Source organism: Prosthecobacter sp., from assembly GCF_044232965.1.
Taxonomy (GTDB): domain Bacteria; phylum Verrucomicrobiota; class Verrucomicrobiia; order Verrucomicrobiales; family Verrucomicrobiaceae; genus Prosthecobacter.
In genome coordinates, this window is sequence record NZ_JBIIKX010000028.1 from 34,842 (window position 1) to 51,820 (window position 16,979).

Here is a 16,979-nt window from a genome sequence, read left to right on the forward strand (position 1 = left end):
GGCCCATTTCCCTCGTAGTTAATGGCTAACCATTCTTCTGCCTAGATCGCTTTAACCGCTCCATGCGCTCCCACCTCTATTCAGCATTCATCCTCGCCAGTCTAGCCTCGCGGGCTCTTGCCGCAGACACGAACGAGCAACTGGCGTTCTTTGAGTCGAAAATCCGGCCGGTGCTGGCGCAGAACTGCTTTGAATGCCACTCCGTTCAGGCGCAACAGAACAAGAAACTCAAAGCCGGTCTGTTGCTGGATAGCAAGGCAGGCGTGTTGCACGGCGGCGAGACGGGGCCGGCGCTGGTGGCGGGGAAACCAGTGGAGAGCCTCATGATGAAAGTGCTGCGTCATGAGATCAAAGGGGCGGAGATGCCGCCGAAGGGCGCGCTGCCATCCAGTGTGATCGCGGATTTTGCGAAATGGATTGAGATGGGTGCTCCAGACCCGCGCACAGGTAGCGCACCGGTGGTGGCGCACAAACGTGTGATCGACGTGAACTCGGGCAAGAACTGGTGGGCGTTTCGTCCGCTGGCGGTGCCTGCATTGCCGAAGGTGAACAACACCGCGTGGGGCAAAACGCCGGTGGACGCCTTCATCCTCGCCAAACAAGAAGCGAAGGGCATCGCGCCGAACGCGATGGTGGCGAAGGAACAACTGCTGCGCCGTGCGTGCTTTGATCTCACCGGCCTTCCGCCGACGGAGTCAGAGCGTGCGGCCTTTCTCCAGGACACGAGTGCGGATGCGTATGAGCGGCTGATTGACCGCCTGCTGGCCAGCAAGCACTACGGCGAGCGCTGGGGCAGGCACTGGCTGGATGTGGTGCGCTTTGCCGAGAGCAATGGCTATGAGTTCGATGCCTTTCGTGCGGGGGCGTATCACTACCGCGACTGGGTGATCGATGCGCTGAACGCTGACATGCCGTATGACCAGTTCATCCGCATGCAGCTCGCCGGGGACAAGCTCATGCCGGGCGAGTTCGACGGGGCACGCGCGACGGGATTTCTCGTCGCGGGGCCGTATCCGGGGCAGATCACGGCCAAGACGAGGGAAAAGATCCGCTACGACCAGCTCGATGACATGGTCTCCACCATCGGCAGCGGCATGTTGGGCGTCTCCATGGGCTGTGTGCGCTGCCACGATCATAAGTTCGATCCACTGCCGCAGCATGACTATTACGGCTTTGCCGCCGCGCTGGCGACGACGGTGCATTCGCCGGAGAAAATCGATCTCAATCATGTCGAGACGCAGAAGCAACTCGTGAAGCACAACGCCGAGGCCGCACCGCTGGTGGCCGCCTTGAAGCGATATGAGGCGGACGAACTGCCGAAGCGCTTTTCCGCATGGAAGCGCGATGAAATGCCAAAACTGGCGTCCAGCGCCCCGTGGCAGATATTCGACGTGCAAAGTGCCACGGCGCAAAAAGCTCGGCTTACCAGCGACCGTGACGGCCATGTGATCTATGTTGGCAACAAGGAGAAGGACGACACTTACACGATCAAGGTCATCACGTATCAAAAGGGCATCCGCGCCTTCCGGCTGGATGCGCTGAGTGATCCTGCGCTGCCGCGCAAGGGCCCGGGTCTCTCCGACAACGGCAATTTCGTGCTTGGTGACGTGAAGATCATCGCGCGTCCGCTCGACAAGCAGAACAAGTCGAAGCCCGTGACGCTCGATCTCGCCGCAGGAGCGGTGACGTTCGAGCAGAAGCGTTTCGAGTTCGCGCAGGCCGTTGACAACAGCCCGAACACCGGCTGGGGCGTGGCCCCGCAACTGGGCAAGGATCACGCCGCCACGTTTGCGATTGAGGGCGATGCCGCAGGCTTCGACGGCGGCACGGAGTTCGAGGTGCAGTTGCGCTTCAGCGGCTTCTTTGGTCTGGGTAAATTGCGGCTGGCCTTTGCGCAGGACGTCAAAACCGAGCTTGCGGCCAAGGCCGAGATGCAAAGCCTGCGCGAGCTGCAATCGCTCGCTGATTTGAAGACGGACAGTGCAGCGATGACACGCTGGTTTTCGCGTTTCGATCCACCGGCGCGGAAGCTGCTCGCCGCCATCACCGAACATGAGAAGAAGCGTCCGCAGCCGCTGCTGACGGAGGTTTACACCACAAAGCAGGGCGGTGAGGACGTGTATTTCCTGCGCCGTGGCGAGGTGGACCGCAAGGAAGGCAAGGCGAGCCCGGACTTCATCCAGGTGCTGATGCGTAGCGGCAGTGCGGACAAATGGACAGGCGCACCCCAGCCAAAGCAGCAGCCGAAACATCCACGCATCGCGCTCGGCGACTGGATGACGGATGCACAACAAGGCGGCGGTCCGCTGCTGGCCCGCGTGATCGCGAACCGCGTGTGGCGCTTCCACTTTGGTCGCGGCATCGTCGCCACGCCGAACGATCTCGGCACGCAGGGCACGCCGCCCACGCATCCTGAGCTACTGGAGCATCTGGCAGCGAACCTCGTGAGCGGCGGCTGGAAGCTCAAGCCGCTGCATCGCGAGATCATGCTCAGCGCCGCCTACATGCAATCCGGCGCGACAAACGAAGCGAACCAGAAGCTCGATCCCGACAACCAGCTTTGGTGGCATCGCCCAGCAAGTCGCCTGGAGGCCGAGGCCATCCGCGACGCCCTGCTGGTAGTCGGTGGCAAGCTCGATCCGGTGATGCACGGCCCGTCCATCACCGATGTCGCCAGCCCGCGCCGCAGCGTGTATCTGCGAGTGAAACGCAGCGAGCTGGTGCCGTTCTTGACCATGTTTGATGCGCCCGAGCCGACGCAGAGCATCGGGGATCGCGGCAGCACCACCGTTCCCACGCAGGCGCTCGCCGTGATGAACAGCCCCTTCGTGCGTGACATGGCCACTCGCTTCGCCAGCCGCGTGAAAGCCGCCACAGCGGAGGAAACCATCGCCCGCGCGTTTCAACTCGCCTTTTGCCGCTCCCCATCGGCCACAGAAACTGGTCGCCTGACCGAGTATCTCCATGCGCAACGCCAGCTCGGATCAAAGTCACCCGAGACCGAGCTGTGCCTCGCATTGCTCAGTCTGAATGAGTTCATCTATGTGGACTGAAACGGTCGTCCATCACTCCACCTCTTCACCCATCATGATCCCTTCCTCAATCCTTCCCACCCGCAGACGCTTCCTCGCGCAGTCCGGTCTCGGCTTTGGCTCGTTGGCGCTGGCGTCGATGCTGCAAGATGAGGCTCGTGCCGCGGCAGTGGCCAACCCACTCGCCCTGCGGCCCGCGCTCTTCGCACCGAAGGCGAAGTCGGTCATCTGGCTCTTCATGACCGGCGCGCCATCGCAGGTGGACACTTGGGATTACAAGCCGGAGCTGCAAAAGCGCCACGGTCAGCCCTTGCCCGGCAGCGATGCCAAGACCGGCTTCTTCACTACGAGCGGCAAGATTTTGAAGTCGCCGTTTGAATGGAAACAGCACGGCCAGTCCGGCTCGTGGGTCAGCGGCATCTTTCCGCATCTCTCGCGGCATGTGGACAAGATGGCCTTCATTCACAGCATGCATCTCCAGGCCAACAACCACGCCCCGGCCTCCATGGAGCTGATGTGCGGCTCTAACCAGCCCGGCAGACCCGCCGCAGGTGCCTGGCTCACTTACGGCCTCGGCGCGGAGAACCAAAACCTGCCCGCCTACGTCGTCATGCACGAGCGCCGGCCACGCGGCGATGACCAGATCTGGTCCGCCGGTTTCCTGCCAAAGACCTTCCAGGCACTCGCTCTCGACGCACGGCGTGGCGGCGTGATTGACAATCTCGACCGCAGCGTGTCCCAGACCGCATCGCAGCAGCGGAGCACGCTCGATCTTCTGCGCGACCTGAACCAGCAGCACGCACAGTCCCGCTCTCCGCAGACAGATTTGGCAGCGCGCATCAACAGCTTCGAACTCGCCTATCGCATGCAAACCGCCGCGCCCGAGGCCATGGACATCGCCAGCGAAAGCGAGGCCACGAAGAAGCTCTACGGCGTGGACAACAAGACCTGCGCGGTCTTCGCGAAACAGTGCCTCACCGCACGGAGACTCGTCGAACGCGGCGTGCGTTTTGTGCAGATCTTCGCCGGAAAGAACGCTGGCGGCGACGGCGCGGTGGATGACGTGCCGTGGGACGGCCACAACAACATTGAGACCAATCATCGCAGTTGCGGTGCGGCCACCGACCAGCCAGCCGCCGCGCTTTTGGAGGATCTCGAAGCTCGCGGCCTGCTCGATGAAACGCTCGTCATCTGGGGCGGTGAGTTTGGCCGCACGTCTGACTCCCAAGGAAGTGTGGGCCGCGATCACAACCCCAACGGCTTCACCATCTGGATGGCTGGCGGCGGCGTGAAAGGCGGCGTGCATCACGGCGCGACCGACGAGTTTGGCTACCGCGCCGTGGAGAACAAAGTTCACGTCAACGATCTCCACGCAACGCTGCTTCACCTGATGGGCCTCGATCATGAACGACTCACCTACCGCCACAATGGCCGCGACTACCGCCTCACCGATCTGGGTGGAAAGGTGATCACGGAGATTCTCGCGTAGCGATCAGCTGATTCATTCTTCTGCCCCAATTCTCCTGCCTGCAAAAAACACTCCCCACCATGCCCACTCGCCGCCATTTCCTCCGCAGTTCCACCGCGCTGATCACTTTGCCAGCGCTGGAGTCGATTGGCTTTAAAGCGTTCGCGGCTCCCAAAGGTGCTGCGCCGCCAAAGCGAATGATCTTCCTCGGCTTCGGCTGGGGAGTGACGAATGAGACTTGGTTTCCGGATGTGAAGAAGACGGGCGCAGCGTGGGAACTGCCGGAGGGCCTCAAACCTCTCGCGCGACATCAGAAGGACATCACGGTGGTGCAGGGCTGCTCGAACAAGTTTGCGAATGAGGCGCACTGGGGGAGCACGTTCTGGCTCACGGGAGCGAATCGTTATGCGGAGCCGGGGCAGAGCTTTCACAACAGCATCAGCGCGGATCAGGTGGCGGCGGCGCATCTTGGCAAGGACACGCGTTTTGGCTCGATTCAGCTCAACACGCCCGATGCGCAGAACTCGGGGCACGGGCCGGGATTGTCCCTGGCGTGGGATGTGCGTGGGAAACCGCTCTCGGGGCTCGAAAATCCCGTCGCGGCGTTTCACCGGTTGTTTTCCAATGACACCACGCCGCTGACCGAACGGCAGGCGATGCTCGCGCAGAAGCGCAGCGTGCTCGATGCAGTGCTAGAGGATGCGAAACGCGTGCAAAACGGCCTCACGAAGACCGACCTCGACAAACTAGACGAGTATTTCCAAAGCATCCGCGACATCGAGGTGCGGCTCGGCAAGGACGAGCAATGGTTGAGCGTGCCGAAGGCCAAACCGCTTGTCGCGGAGCCGAAACCGGGCCTCGCGGGCAAGGAGGAGATCAAGGTGATGTATGACCTCATCGTCGCCGCGCTCCAGACGGATAGCACGCGCGTGCTGACGTATCGCCAGCCGGTTGGCACGCTGTTGCAGAGTATCGACATCAAGGTCGCGCCGCATGACATGAGCCACTACTCGCCCGGCGACCGCATGGCAGCCTCGCAAAAGCGTGATGCGACGCAGAGCGAGCTTCTCGCTGGTCTCATCGACAAGCTGAAGGCCACGAAGGAGGCCGATGGCACGAATTTGTTCGACCACGTCGCAATCGCGTATGGCAGCAACATCCGCAGCATTCACTTCCTCGACAATTGCCCCACGCTCATCACTGGCGGAGCCGCCAAGCTCAAACTCGGCCAGCATCTCGTGCTGCCGAAGGACACACCGCTGTGCAACGTGTGGCTGACGATGCTCCACGGCCTCGGCATCCCCGCCGAACGTCACGGCGACAGCACAGGTGTGGTGAAGGAACTTCAAGTCTGACCTTCGACAGGAGAATGGGGACAGAAGAATAAGTCCGGCATTCTCCTGTCCCCATTCTTCTGTCGATGAACTCGTATCGATCCGCCAAGCCAGATCATCAGCGCCGTTTTTAGCATCATCTCATGCGCCTCGTTTTCCTTGTCCTAACATCAACTGCACTCGCTGCGGCACCGCAAGCCACCCTCGACGCCAAACACCGCGTTTTTTTCAAAGACTACTGCATCGAGTGCCACAACGCGAAGAAGCAGAAGGGCAAGCTGCGATTGGATGACATCGCGTTCTCGCTCGACTCGGTGGAAGGCGCGGACCGATGGCAGAAGATTCTCAATGAGATCAACTCCGGTGACATGCCTCCGGAAGACGCAAAGCAGCCGGAGTCGCGAGCGAAGGCGGATTTTCTGGAGGCGCTCTCGAACACGCTAGTGGCAGCGCGGAAGTCGCTCGGGGACTCAGGCGGGAAGATCGTCGTGCGGCGGCTGAATCGCCGCGAGTATCAGAACACGATCCGCGATCTGCTGGGCGTGGAGATGGATGTGAGCGATCTGCCGCCTGACACGGGCAATGGCAGCTTCGACACGGTGGGCGCGTCGCTTTTCATGTCGAGCGATCAGGTGGAGCAGTATCTCGCGCTGGGCCGTCGAGCGCTGGAGGATGTGTTCGCACAACACGCTGCTCAGGGACGGCAGTTCAAGGTGCATCAGGAAACCGAGAAGGCGGCGAACGCGCAGACGCGGAGCGCGATGGACGTCATCACCAAGAAGAGCGAACCCGCGCGGAAATGGCATGCGGCGGTGGATGCGGCGGCGGCGAAGCCGGAGAATGCGAAGCTGGTGAGCGAACTGCGCGCGACGAAGGAGGTGCGGGAGGATGCGCGGCGTTTTTACCGGCGCTGGCAGGACATTCAGGGTGCGCCATCGCCGACGAAGTTTGGATTCAAGGATGCGCCTGAGGCGGAGATGGCGCAGGGCGAATACGACGCGATCCACCAGTATCAAGAGCGCTACCTGGCGCTGCCGAGGGCGAACGAGGGCTCATATCTTTTCATCTTCCGGCTGCGGCATGAGGAAGGCATCAAACCGACCGACTCGATGCCGCCGGGCCGCTACGTCATGCGCTTTCGTATTGCAGCGCTCGATGAGACGCCGCCGGAGCGCCGGTTCATCGAGTTGGGGCGGCCCAGCCAGCCGGGCTCGTATGACATCCTGAGCACCCACCACATTACCGGCACGCTGGCGAATCCGCAGATCGTCGAGGCACCGGTGACGCTCACCAGCACGGACCGGCGCGAGATTGCCATTCGCGAGAAGCGCCTGAACTCGCGACAGCACGAGGTGGCGCTCTGGGTGCTGCATGAAAAGAAGCACAAGGACTGGCTACCGCCCTCGATGTGGATCGATTGGGTCGAACTCGAAGGACCGCTGCCAAACGAGGCGGAGCACGGTCTCTTCAGTGACAAGCCCGTGCGTGAACTCATCGCGGATTTCAGCACTCGTGCGTTTCGCGGCACGAAGCCGGATGCGGCCTTCGTCGATGGACTGGTGCAGGTCTATGAGAAGCGTCGCGCGCGAGGTGATTCGCACGAGCAAGCGTTGAAAGAGTCCCTGAGCATCGTGCTCGCGGCACCGGGTTTTCTTTATCTCGCCGAGCCCGCGCAGCGGGGCAAAGTGCGACTGCTCACGAATACCGAACTGGCCACACGCCTCGCGTATTTTCTCTGGAGCGCACCGCCGGATGAGGCGCTGCTGGACGTGGCGGATCTGCATTCGGAGAAGGCGCTGGCTGAGCAGATGGATCGCATGCTCGCGAGTCCCAAGTCACGCGCCTTCGTCACCGGGTTCGTTCATCAATGGCTCGGTCTCGACAGGCTGGACTTCTTCCAGTTCAACGCGCGACAGTTCCCTGAGTTCGACGACAGCCTCAAAGCGGCGGCACGCCATGAAGTGTTCGAGACCTTTGCGCATTGGCTGCATCACGACGGCAGCCTCACGCGCCTGCTGAAGAGCGACGAAGTGATCGTCAATGGCATGCTCGCCCGCTTCTACGGGATCGACGGCGTCACGGGCGATGCGTGGCAGGCGGTGAAATTGCCTGCCGACTCACCACGCGGCGGGCTGCTCGGCATGAGCGCCATCCTCGCGATGGGCAGCAATGGCGAACGCACCAGCCCGGTCGAGCGCGGTGCCTGGATGCTGCGCAAGATCCTGCACGATCCGCCGCCGCCCGCGCCGCCGAATGTGCCGCAGCTCAGCCGCCTTGCCGGGAAGCCGCTGTCGCCGCGCGACCAGCTCGTGGCGCATCAGGAGCAGCCGCAGTGCGCCCAATGCCATCGCAAGATCGATCCGCTGGGCTTTGGCCTGGAAAACTTCGACACCATCGGCCGCTGGCGCACCACTGAGACCTACACGCGACAACCCGGCGGCCGTCAGCCATGGCCGATCGATGCCAGCGGCGCGTTCTTCAAAGGCCCGGCCTTCGACGATTACTTCGCGCTGCGCGACCTCGTGGCCGCACGAAGCGAAAACTTCGCCCGCGGATTCACCGAGTCGCTGATCGAGTATGCGCTGGGCCGCCCGTTTGGTTTCGCCGATGAAGCGCTCGCCGATGACATCATGCAGCACGCGAAAGCGAAGGATTTTTTCATTCGCGAGATCATCCGCGCCCTCGTCGTCAGCAAAGCGTTCGGAACGAAGTGACGAGGCCAAACCGCCGTCTCTTCGGACTCGTGGCACTCAAAGCTCAATGTCTGATGAAAGATGCGATGCCGTTCAGGCCCCAACGGGGCCCAATGCGATAGCCCAGGGCAACGCCCTGGGAACAGGCACCCCCAAACACCCCAAGCCCTGAAAGGGCGAAACCACCGTCAGTCCCACACATACCGTTCATCAAATGCGATGCCGTTTTTGGCCAACAACCGGCGGTATTCATCCTGAAACGTCACCTTGCGATGATGCTCCGCCTGATTGGCGATGTAGGCTTCCAATGAAGGCCGATGCGAAGGGCTGATGGAAAAGATCCCGTAGCCACCCTGCCAATGAAAGTCCGCGTATCGAGCGCCCTTGGTCTTCAACCACTTCGACGATCCCGTTTTGATCTCCTGCACCAACTCCGACGGCGCACAGGTGCGAGGATGAGCAACCAAGAGATGAATGTGGTCGGCCACGGATCCCGCCTTGAGAAGCGTGCCCTTCTGATTCTCCACGATGCCACCGATGTAGGCGTGGAGTTCATCCCGGATGTCATCCGCCAGCAACGGTTCCCGATTCTTCGTCGAGAAGACCAGATGCACCAGGATTTGGGCGAGCGATTGCGGCATGGTTACGCCCTTTCAGGGCTTGGGAAGGTTGTTGATGTCATATACCCAGGCGTTGCCCTGGGCTTTCACATGATGCCCCTTTGGGGCTGAGGAAGTTGAGGCGCATTGGCTAGGACGTAGATTCCACGGCGCAGGTGCGTTTGATTTCTCACTCATGATCCCCCATCGCACCCGCCGCCACTTCCTTCGCAGCACCTCCGCGTGCATCGCGCTGCCGTTTCTGGAGTCGCTTGGCTTTCGTCGCTTCGCCTCGGCTGCTCCAGCCGTGCTGCCGCCGAAGCGACTGATCTTCCTCGCCTTCGGCTGGGGCGTCACGAAGGAAACGTGGTTCCCAGACGTGAAGCAGACGGGCCTGCACTACACGCTGCCGCCCGGGCTTGCGCCCCTGGCCCGGCATCAGAAGGACATCACGGTCGTGCAGGGCTGCTCGAACAAGTTTAACAACGAAGCGCACTGGGGCAGCACCTTCTGGCTCACCGGCGCGAACCGCTACGCGCAGCCGGGGCAGAGCTTCTGCAACAGCGTCAGCGTCGATCAGGTCGCCGCGGCACAACTCGGCAAAGACACGCGCTTTGCCTCGCTGCAACTCGGCACGCCCGATGCCAAGGACCAGGGCCACGGGCCGGGGCTGTCGCTCGCCTGGGATCCGCGTGGAAAGCCTGTCGCGGGCATCGATCATCCCGTGCAGGTGTTTCACCGGCTCTTCTCCACCGAGGATGCGCCGCTCGCGGAGCGCGAGGCGATGCTGGCGCAGAAGCGCAGCGTGCTCGACCTGCTCACGGGCGATCTCCGACGCGTGAAACGCGGCCTTTCGAAAGACGATACCGACAAGCTCGACGAATACGCGCAGAGCATCCGCGACATCGAGACGCGGCTCAGCAAGGACGCGCAATGGCTGTCCGTGCCAAAGGCCAAGCCACCGCTCGCCGAGCCGCACGAAAAGCCCGGCGGCCGCGAGGAAGTGCAGGTCATGTATGATCTCATGATCGCCGCCATGCAGACCGACACCACGCGCGTGATGACGTATCGCCAGCCGGTGAACTCCGTCTTGAAAGACATCGGCGTGCCCTACACCGGCCACGACCTCAGCCACTACGAACGCTCCCAGGGTGACCGCATGGAGTTTTCCCAGAAGCGAGACGAAACCCAGAGCGCGATGTTCGCGAAGTTCATCGACAAGCTCAAAGCCACCAAGGACACCAGCGGCACCAGCGGCACCAGCCTCTTCGACAACGTCATCGTCGGCTACGGCAGCAACATCAGCTCCGTCCACTTCCTCGACAACTGCCCCACCCTCCTTACCGGCGGCGGCGCCAACCTCAAACTCGGTCACCACCTCGTGCTGCCGAAGGACACGCCGCTGTGCAACGTGTGGCTAACGATGCTCCACGGCCTCGGCATCCCAGCCGAACGCCACGGCGACAGCACCGGTGTGGTGAAAGAGCTGCAAGCCTGACGGAATCTGCTGGTAAAAGATTTGGGGTAAAAAATTGGAAACCAAATCTCTGAATCTTTTACCCCTAACCTTTTACCAGCGCTCATCGCTGATGCCCATCCACTGCCCGATCACGACAAACCGCATCTCGCAGGAGCAATTCAAATTGCTTTCCAGTGAGGTCATGGATCACGTCTTCGCCATCCACAATGACTTCGGTCGCTTCTTTGACGAGATCGTTTACAAGAAGGAACTCGCTGACCGAATGAGCGGTGTAGTGTTGGAGTTGGAAATCATCGTCACCCACGGCACCTTCTCGAAGACCTACTATGTGGATGTGCTGATCAACAGCAGTGGCCTCTTCGAGTTCAAGGCGGCGGACGCGATTCATCCCCGTCATCGCGGACAGACGCTCAACTATCTGCTTCTACTCGATCTCGCCCATGGCAAAGTCATCAACATGCGGCCTGAGTCCGTGGGGCATGAGTTCGTCAATTGCCCGGCGAGACTCGTCGATCTCAAGAACCCACGCATCCACGACGCCAAATGGAGCTGTGAGGTCGCTGGCGCGGAAGCTCTCCGCGACACTCTCATGCCTCTGATTGCCGATTGGGGCGCGGGCCTGGAAACTGGACTCTACGAGGAGGCCTTTACCCACTTTCTCGGAGGAGACGAAAAGGTGCTTATGCCAGTGCCGGTGATAGGAGCCAAAGGCCATCTGGCGGATCAGCGCATGCGCCTCGTCGCGCCGGGAGTCGCTTTCAAGATGACGGCTTTGCAGGACAGGCTTGATGACTTTGAGCGTCAGGCCATCCGGCTGCTTCGGCATACAAATCTGAATGCGATTCAGTGGATCAACATCACGCATACCTCAGTCCGCTTCACCACTCTCTCATGAACTGCCTTCCTGAAATGGCTGGTAAAAGATTGGGGGTAAAAGGTTTCAAACCCTTCTCCAATCTTTTACCCCAAACCTTTTACCAGCCCAAAGCCATCCTCATCGCCTTGGGCCTCCTAACCTGCCCATCCCTTGCCCAACAGCCTCAGGCCACTCTCGACGCCAAACACCGCGCCTTTTTCAAACACAACTGCCTGAGCTGTCACAACGCCGAGAAGCAGAAGGGGAAGGTTCGGCTCGATGACATCGCGTTCAGCGTGGACTCGGTCGAGAAAGCCGATTTGTGGCAAAAGGTGCTGAACTCGATCAACTCGGGCGACATGCCGCCGGAGGATGAAAAGCAGCCAGACCCGGTGGCGAAGACGGATTTCCTCGATGACCTCTCGCGCATGCTGGTGACGGCTCGATCGGTGCTGAGCGACAGCGGCGGCAAGATCACGATGCGGCGGCTGAACCGGCGCGAATACAAGAACACGATCCGCGATTTGCTTGGTGTGGACTTGCGTGTGAACGAGCTACCTGCCGATGGCGGCGCGGGGACCTTCGACACGGTGGGCTCGTCGCTTTTCATGTCGAGCGACCAGTTTGAGCAATACCTCGCGCTCGGGCGGCAGGCGCTGGATGAGCATTTTGCGCGGTTCGTCGCGCCGCCGCCTGCGCGGGAACTCAAGGTTCGCATCGAGGCAGAGAACAACAAGGAGCGCATCATCAAGGGTCTGCGTGAGCGGACCGATGCGCGTGACCGCTATCTGAAATGGACGGCGGCTGTCGAAGCCGCGGCTGCCAGGCCGGAGAACGCGGCTCTCGTTGCGAAAATCCGCAGCGAGAAGCCCAATGACGCGAATGCGCTGCACAGTCAGTGGGCGAGCCTCAAGTCGGCTCCATCGCCTGCCGACTTCGGCTTTACGGACGCAGTTCACGCCGAGCAGATGGGCCGACGCGACTGGAATCACTTTGTGCCGCATCACCGCGCCTATGTGGAGCATCCGCTGACCAAGATCGGCGCCTTTCTGACCATTGATGATGCCTATGTCAACAGTCGGCAGATCTTCCAAATCCCGTCCGAATGGCCAGCAGGCGACTACGTAGTGCGAATCCGCACCGGAGTCCCGAAGGACAGACCACGTGAGCGCCGCTTCATGGAGTTTGGCCCGCAGGACCCCAGTGGCGTGTGCACGGTGATGAGCACGCATGAGATCACCGGCACGCCGGAAAGTCCGCAGACGCTGGAGATACCGCTGAAGCTCTCCGAGTCCAAAGTGCGCCTCTTCATGCTGCGCGAGCGCGGCTCCCACGACTCCGACGCATCTGCCAGCCGCCTCTTTGCCGAAGCGAAGCAGCGCAACGGCATCGGGCCGGAGTTCGCCATCTGGATTGACTGGATCGAGGTGGCGAGTGCGAATGCGCCTGCTTTGACGAAGACGATCAAACAGCGCCGCGAGGTCGAGCTGCATGCGAACGCGATGGTCGGTGGCACTTACAATGGCTACTTCAAAGGCGGTTACGAGGCGGCGAAGAAGTTCATGGAGACCAAGCAGCCACAACGAGGCATCCCTGACGAGCAGGAGGCGAAGTTTCGCATTCGTGGCTTTGAGCAGAATGGGCCGACCTTTGAACGCTACCTGAACGATCCGCTGACGAAGACGGGCGCCTATTTGACGATCTACAACGTCCACACTGAGGAGGTCATCACGCTGCCGCCGGATCAGCCTTCGGGCTGGCTGAAGACGAAGCATGAAGTCGAGAAGGCGGAGCCAGGCGAATACAAGCTGCGCTTTCGCATTGGCGCGGTGAAGGGCACGCCGAAGGAGCGGCACTTCGTCGCGCTCGGGAGCCGCATGAAGCCGGAGGAGCGCGAGGACTTCACGTTGATGCAGACGTTTCAAATCAGCGGCAGCACCGATGCACCGCAGGTCATCGAAGTGCCGGTGAGCATCACCGCGAATGGTCCGCGCACTTTTGTGCTGCGCGAGAAGCGCGATGTGAAGCTGGATCACGAGCTTTTCACCACGGCGCAGAAGGAAACCGGTGTCGGGCCACAGTCGGCGCTGTGGATCGACTGGGTGGAGTGGGAAGGGCCGCTCACACCGCAAACGGCCATCGCCAAAGTGGAGCACATCGAGCCGGAGAAGCGCCGCGCGGAGGTGGAGCGCGGGCATTTGCGCTTCAAGTATCTCAACGAGCAATACGCGAAGTGGAAGGCCGCAGGCGGCGATGAGAAGCGGCTGAAGGAGTTCGACTTCACGGACAAATCGCACGCCGAGTTCGCCAAGGTCGTGTGGGACAGCAACAACCGCTGGTTCCAGCAATACCTCGACCGACCGCTGTCGAAGACGGGCCTCTTCCTCGACAACACCGTGCAGGAGACCTGCGAATACGCCATCGACATGCCCGCCGACCTCGCATCCGGCGATTACGTGATGCGCGTGAAGATCGGTCGCGTGCCGGACATGCCGAGCGAGCGGGCGTTCCTCACCTTTGTCGAAGCCTGCCCCATCGACAAAGACGACCGCACCTTCCTCGCGAACAAACAAATCACCGCCACCCTCGACCAGCCCGAGATCATCGAGCTGCCGTTCAAGATCGTCCCCGGCGGCCCACGGAAGTTTGTGCTGTTTGAAAAACGCCCGCTGAAAAAAGAAGCCATCAGCCTTCCCGGTCGCACACGACAGATCACCGATGTCAAACAACGCGATCCCGTCCTCTGGATCGACTGGATCGAATACGAAGGCCCGCTCGTGCCCATGAATGCCAGATCGAGCGTGATGCCTGTGATCGCTGCTGGTGAGACCAATGCACGCCAAGTGCTCGAATCCTTCGCCAAACGTGCTTTCCGCGGCAAAACGCCCTCCGCGGCCTTTTTAGACAAATTGGCCGCTTTGCACGAAATACGCCTGAAAGCAGGTGAGAGCTTCGACAAGGCCATCCGCGAGCCTTTGAGCGTCATCCTGGCCTCGCCGGGCTTTTTGTATCTTCAGGAGGCAGGATCGACAGAAGAATGGGGACAGAAGAATCAAACTTCTGAAACTCATTCTCCTGTCCCCATTCTTCTGTCGAAATCCGAACTCGCTTCACGCCTGTCCTACTTCCTCTGGAGCGCTCCACCGGATGAACCACTGCTTAAGGCTGATCTCTCGAAGCCCGAAGTCATCGCTCGCGAGGTGGATCGCATGATCGCCAGTCCGAAGGCGGACGAGTTTGTCAGCGGCTTCGTGCATCAGTGGCTCGGCATGGACCGGCTCGACTTCTTCCAGTTCGACACGAAGCAGTTTCGCGACTTCGACGAGAGCGCGAAGGCTGCCGCGCGTCGTGAGGTCTATGAGACCTTCGCGCATCTGCTGCGGCACAACGGCAGCCTCACCCAACTGCTCAAGAGCGACGAAATCCACGTCAACGGCCTGCTCGCCACCTACTACGGCATCGAAGGCATCAGCGGCGATGCGTTTCAAAAAGTGAAACTGCCCGCAGGCTCGCCACGCGGCGGATTGCTCGGGATGGCGGCCATTCTCGCGATGGGCAGCAACGGCGAGCGCACCAGTCCCGTCGAGCGCGGCGCCTGGGTGCTGCGCAAGCTCCTCCACAACCCGCCGCCGCCCGCGCCGCCGAATGTCCCGCAGATCACGCGACTCGAGAACAAGCTGCTCAACACCCGCGAGCGCTTGCTGGCGCATCAGGAGGAGCCGCAGTGCCTGCAATGCCATCGCAAGATCGACTTCATCGGCTTCGGGCTCGAAAACTTCAACGCCGCCGGCAAATGGCGCACCGAAGAGACCTACGAGAAGCGCGGCGTCGGGAAGAAAACCTGGCCCATCGACCCCAGCGGCCAGTTCTACAATGGCCCCGCCTTCCAAGACTACTTCCAGCTCCGCGACCTCATCGCCGCCAAGAGCGAAGACTTGGCCCGCGGCTTCACCGAGGCCCTCATCGAGTATGCACTCGGCCGCCCCTATGGCTTCACCGATGCCGCGCTCGCCGATGACATCGTCAAAAAGGCCAAAGCGAAGGATTTTGCGATGAAGGAGTTTTTCGTCGCGCTGGTGACGAGCCGCGAGTTCGGGCGGAAGTAGTTTTTGATGACTACGGTCGAGAAAAGACCGCTTTCATGTCGTTTTGTAACTCGTGACTCCTTCTCGCCGCCATTTTCTGCAGTCCTCCACCGCCATCATCGCACTGCCGGTGCTCGAATCGCTCGGTTTTCGTCGCTTTGCGTCCGCCGCAGCGCCTGCGGCTCCACCGAAGCGGCTGATTTTTCTCGGCTTCGGTTGGGGCATCACGGACACGACTTGGTATCCCGATATCAAGACGCCCGGCCCAGACTACGCGCTGACCACCGGCCTCAAGCCGCTGGAGCGGCATAAAAAGGACTTCAGTGTCGTGCAGGGACTCTGGAACAAATACAGCAACGAAGGCCACTGGGGCAGCACCATGTGGCTCACGGGTGCGAACCGCTATGCGCAGCCCGGCCAGAGCTTTCACAACAGCATCAGCGCGGATCAGGTCGCTGCGGCGCAAATCGGCCTGCAGACGCGTTTTGCCTCCCTTCAGTTCAATAGCAGCGAAAACGGCGACATGAGCGGCCACGGCCCTGGACTCTCGATGGCCTGGGATGTGAGCGGCAAGCCCGTCGGCGGCCAAAACGGCCCCGTGGCGGCGTTTCATCGTCTCTTTGCCAAGGACACCACGCCGCTCGTTCAGCAGAAGGCCATGCTCGCGCAAAAACGCAGCGTGCTCGATGCCGTGATCGATAACGCGAAGTCGCTCCAGCGCGGCCTCGCGAAAAACGACAACGCCAAGCTCGAAGAATACTTCCAGGGCATCCGCGACATCGAAACGCGTCTCTCGAAGGAGGAGCAGTGGATGGAAGTGCCTCGCCCGAAGGCCCCGATCAAAGAACCTGCCGTCACCGCGCAAGGCAACGGCCGCAACGAAATAGAACTCATCTACGACATCATGATCGCCGCCATGCTGACGGACAGCACGCGCGTGATGACCTTCCGCCAACCCGTGGCCACGCTGCTGACCGCCATGGACATCAAAGTGCATCCGCACGACATGAGCCACTACCACACCACGCTCGGCGAGAAGCTCGATGCCTCCCAGCGCCGCGACCTCGCGCAGAGCGAACTGCTCGCCGGATTCCTCGACAAACTCAAAGCCACCAAGGAGGCCGATGGCAGCACGCTTTTCGACAACCTCGCCCTAGCCTACGGCAGCAACATCCGCACCGGCCACGAGTTGAGCAACTGCCCCACCATCCTCACCGGACGCGGCGCAGGCTTGAAACTCGGCCATAACATCGTCGCGCCCAAGGACACGCCGCTTTGCAACGCTTGGCTCACCCTGCTCCACGGTGTCGGCGTCAATGTGGAGCGACACGGCGACAGCTCCGGCGTGTTGAAGGAGATCGCGGCGTGAGGTTAGCGACGAGGTCCTGATTTTGCCAAAAAATGCTCCAATGAGCATTTTTCTTGTCCGGTT

9 protein-coding genes are annotated in these 16,979 nt (G+C 61.2%); 8 read left to right on the forward strand and 1 reads right to left on the reverse strand.

The annotated features are described in order from the left end of the window. The first annotated feature begins 62 nt into the window (after positions 1-62). The 4 genes from ACILSI_RS13500 to ACILSI_RS13515 all read left to right on the forward strand — a co-directional run bounded on the left by ACILSI_RS13500 (position 63) and on the right by ACILSI_RS13515 (position 8,548). The gene (locus tag ACILSI_RS13500) at positions 63-3,053 is read left to right on the forward strand and encodes a PSD1 and planctomycete cytochrome C domain-containing protein (RefSeq protein ID WP_395722410.1); all 2,991 of its coding nucleotides are present in this window, start codon (positions 63-65) and stop codon (positions 3,051-3,053) included. 34 nt (positions 3,054-3,087) lie between these two features. Further along, a complete protein-coding gene (locus ACILSI_RS13505) occupies positions 3,088-4,521 on the forward strand; it encodes a DUF1501 domain-containing protein (RefSeq protein ID WP_395722411.1) in 1,434 nt (477 codons plus the stop codon). A 59-nt stretch (positions 4,522-4,580) separates the two neighbouring features. Then, a complete protein-coding gene (locus tag ACILSI_RS13510) occupies positions 4,581-5,855 on the forward strand; it encodes a DUF1552 domain-containing protein (RefSeq protein WP_395722412.1) in 1,275 nt (424 codons plus the stop codon). Between the two features lie 122 nt (positions 5,856-5,977). Next, positions 5,978-8,548: a DUF1592 domain-containing protein gene (locus ACILSI_RS13515; protein ID WP_395722413.1), complete on the forward strand. Its 2,571-nt coding sequence runs from the start codon at positions 5,978-5,980 to the stop codon at positions 8,546-8,548. A gap of 167 nt (positions 8,549-8,715) precedes the next feature. Here the strand turns inward: ACILSI_RS13515 and tnpA are convergent, their stop codons facing one another. Further along, the gene (tnpA, locus tag ACILSI_RS13520; protein WP_395722414.1) at positions 8,716-9,168 is read right to left on the reverse strand and encodes an IS200/IS605 family transposase; all 453 of its coding nucleotides are present in this window, start codon (positions 9,166-9,168) and stop codon (positions 8,716-8,718) included. Between the two features lie 154 nt (positions 9,169-9,322). Between tnpA and ACILSI_RS13525 the strand changes: the two genes are divergently transcribed. The 4 genes from ACILSI_RS13525 to ACILSI_RS13540 all read left to right on the forward strand — a co-directional run bounded on the left by ACILSI_RS13525 (position 9,323) and on the right by ACILSI_RS13540 (position 16,916). Beyond that, on the forward strand, positions 9,323-10,624 hold the full coding sequence (locus ACILSI_RS13525; protein WP_395722415.1) for a DUF1552 domain-containing protein: 1,302 nt from the start codon (positions 9,323-9,325) through the stop codon (positions 10,622-10,624). 91 nt (positions 10,625-10,715) lie between these two features. Beyond that, entirely contained in the window at positions 10,716-11,501 is a 786-nt protein-coding gene (locus ACILSI_RS13530; protein WP_395722416.1) for a GxxExxY protein, read from the forward strand. After that, entirely contained in the window at positions 11,498-15,568 is a 4,071-nt protein-coding gene (locus ACILSI_RS13535) for a DUF1592 domain-containing protein (RefSeq protein ID WP_395722417.1), read from the forward strand. Before ACILSI_RS13530 ends, ACILSI_RS13535 begins: the two co-directional genes overlap by 4 nt. 52 nt (positions 15,569-15,620) lie before the next feature. Further along, complete coding sequence (locus tag ACILSI_RS13540; RefSeq protein WP_395722418.1) at positions 15,621-16,916, forward strand: DUF1552 domain-containing protein; 1,296 nt, start codon at positions 15,621-15,623, stop codon at positions 16,914-16,916. Positions 16,917-16,979: the final 63 nt, after the last annotated feature.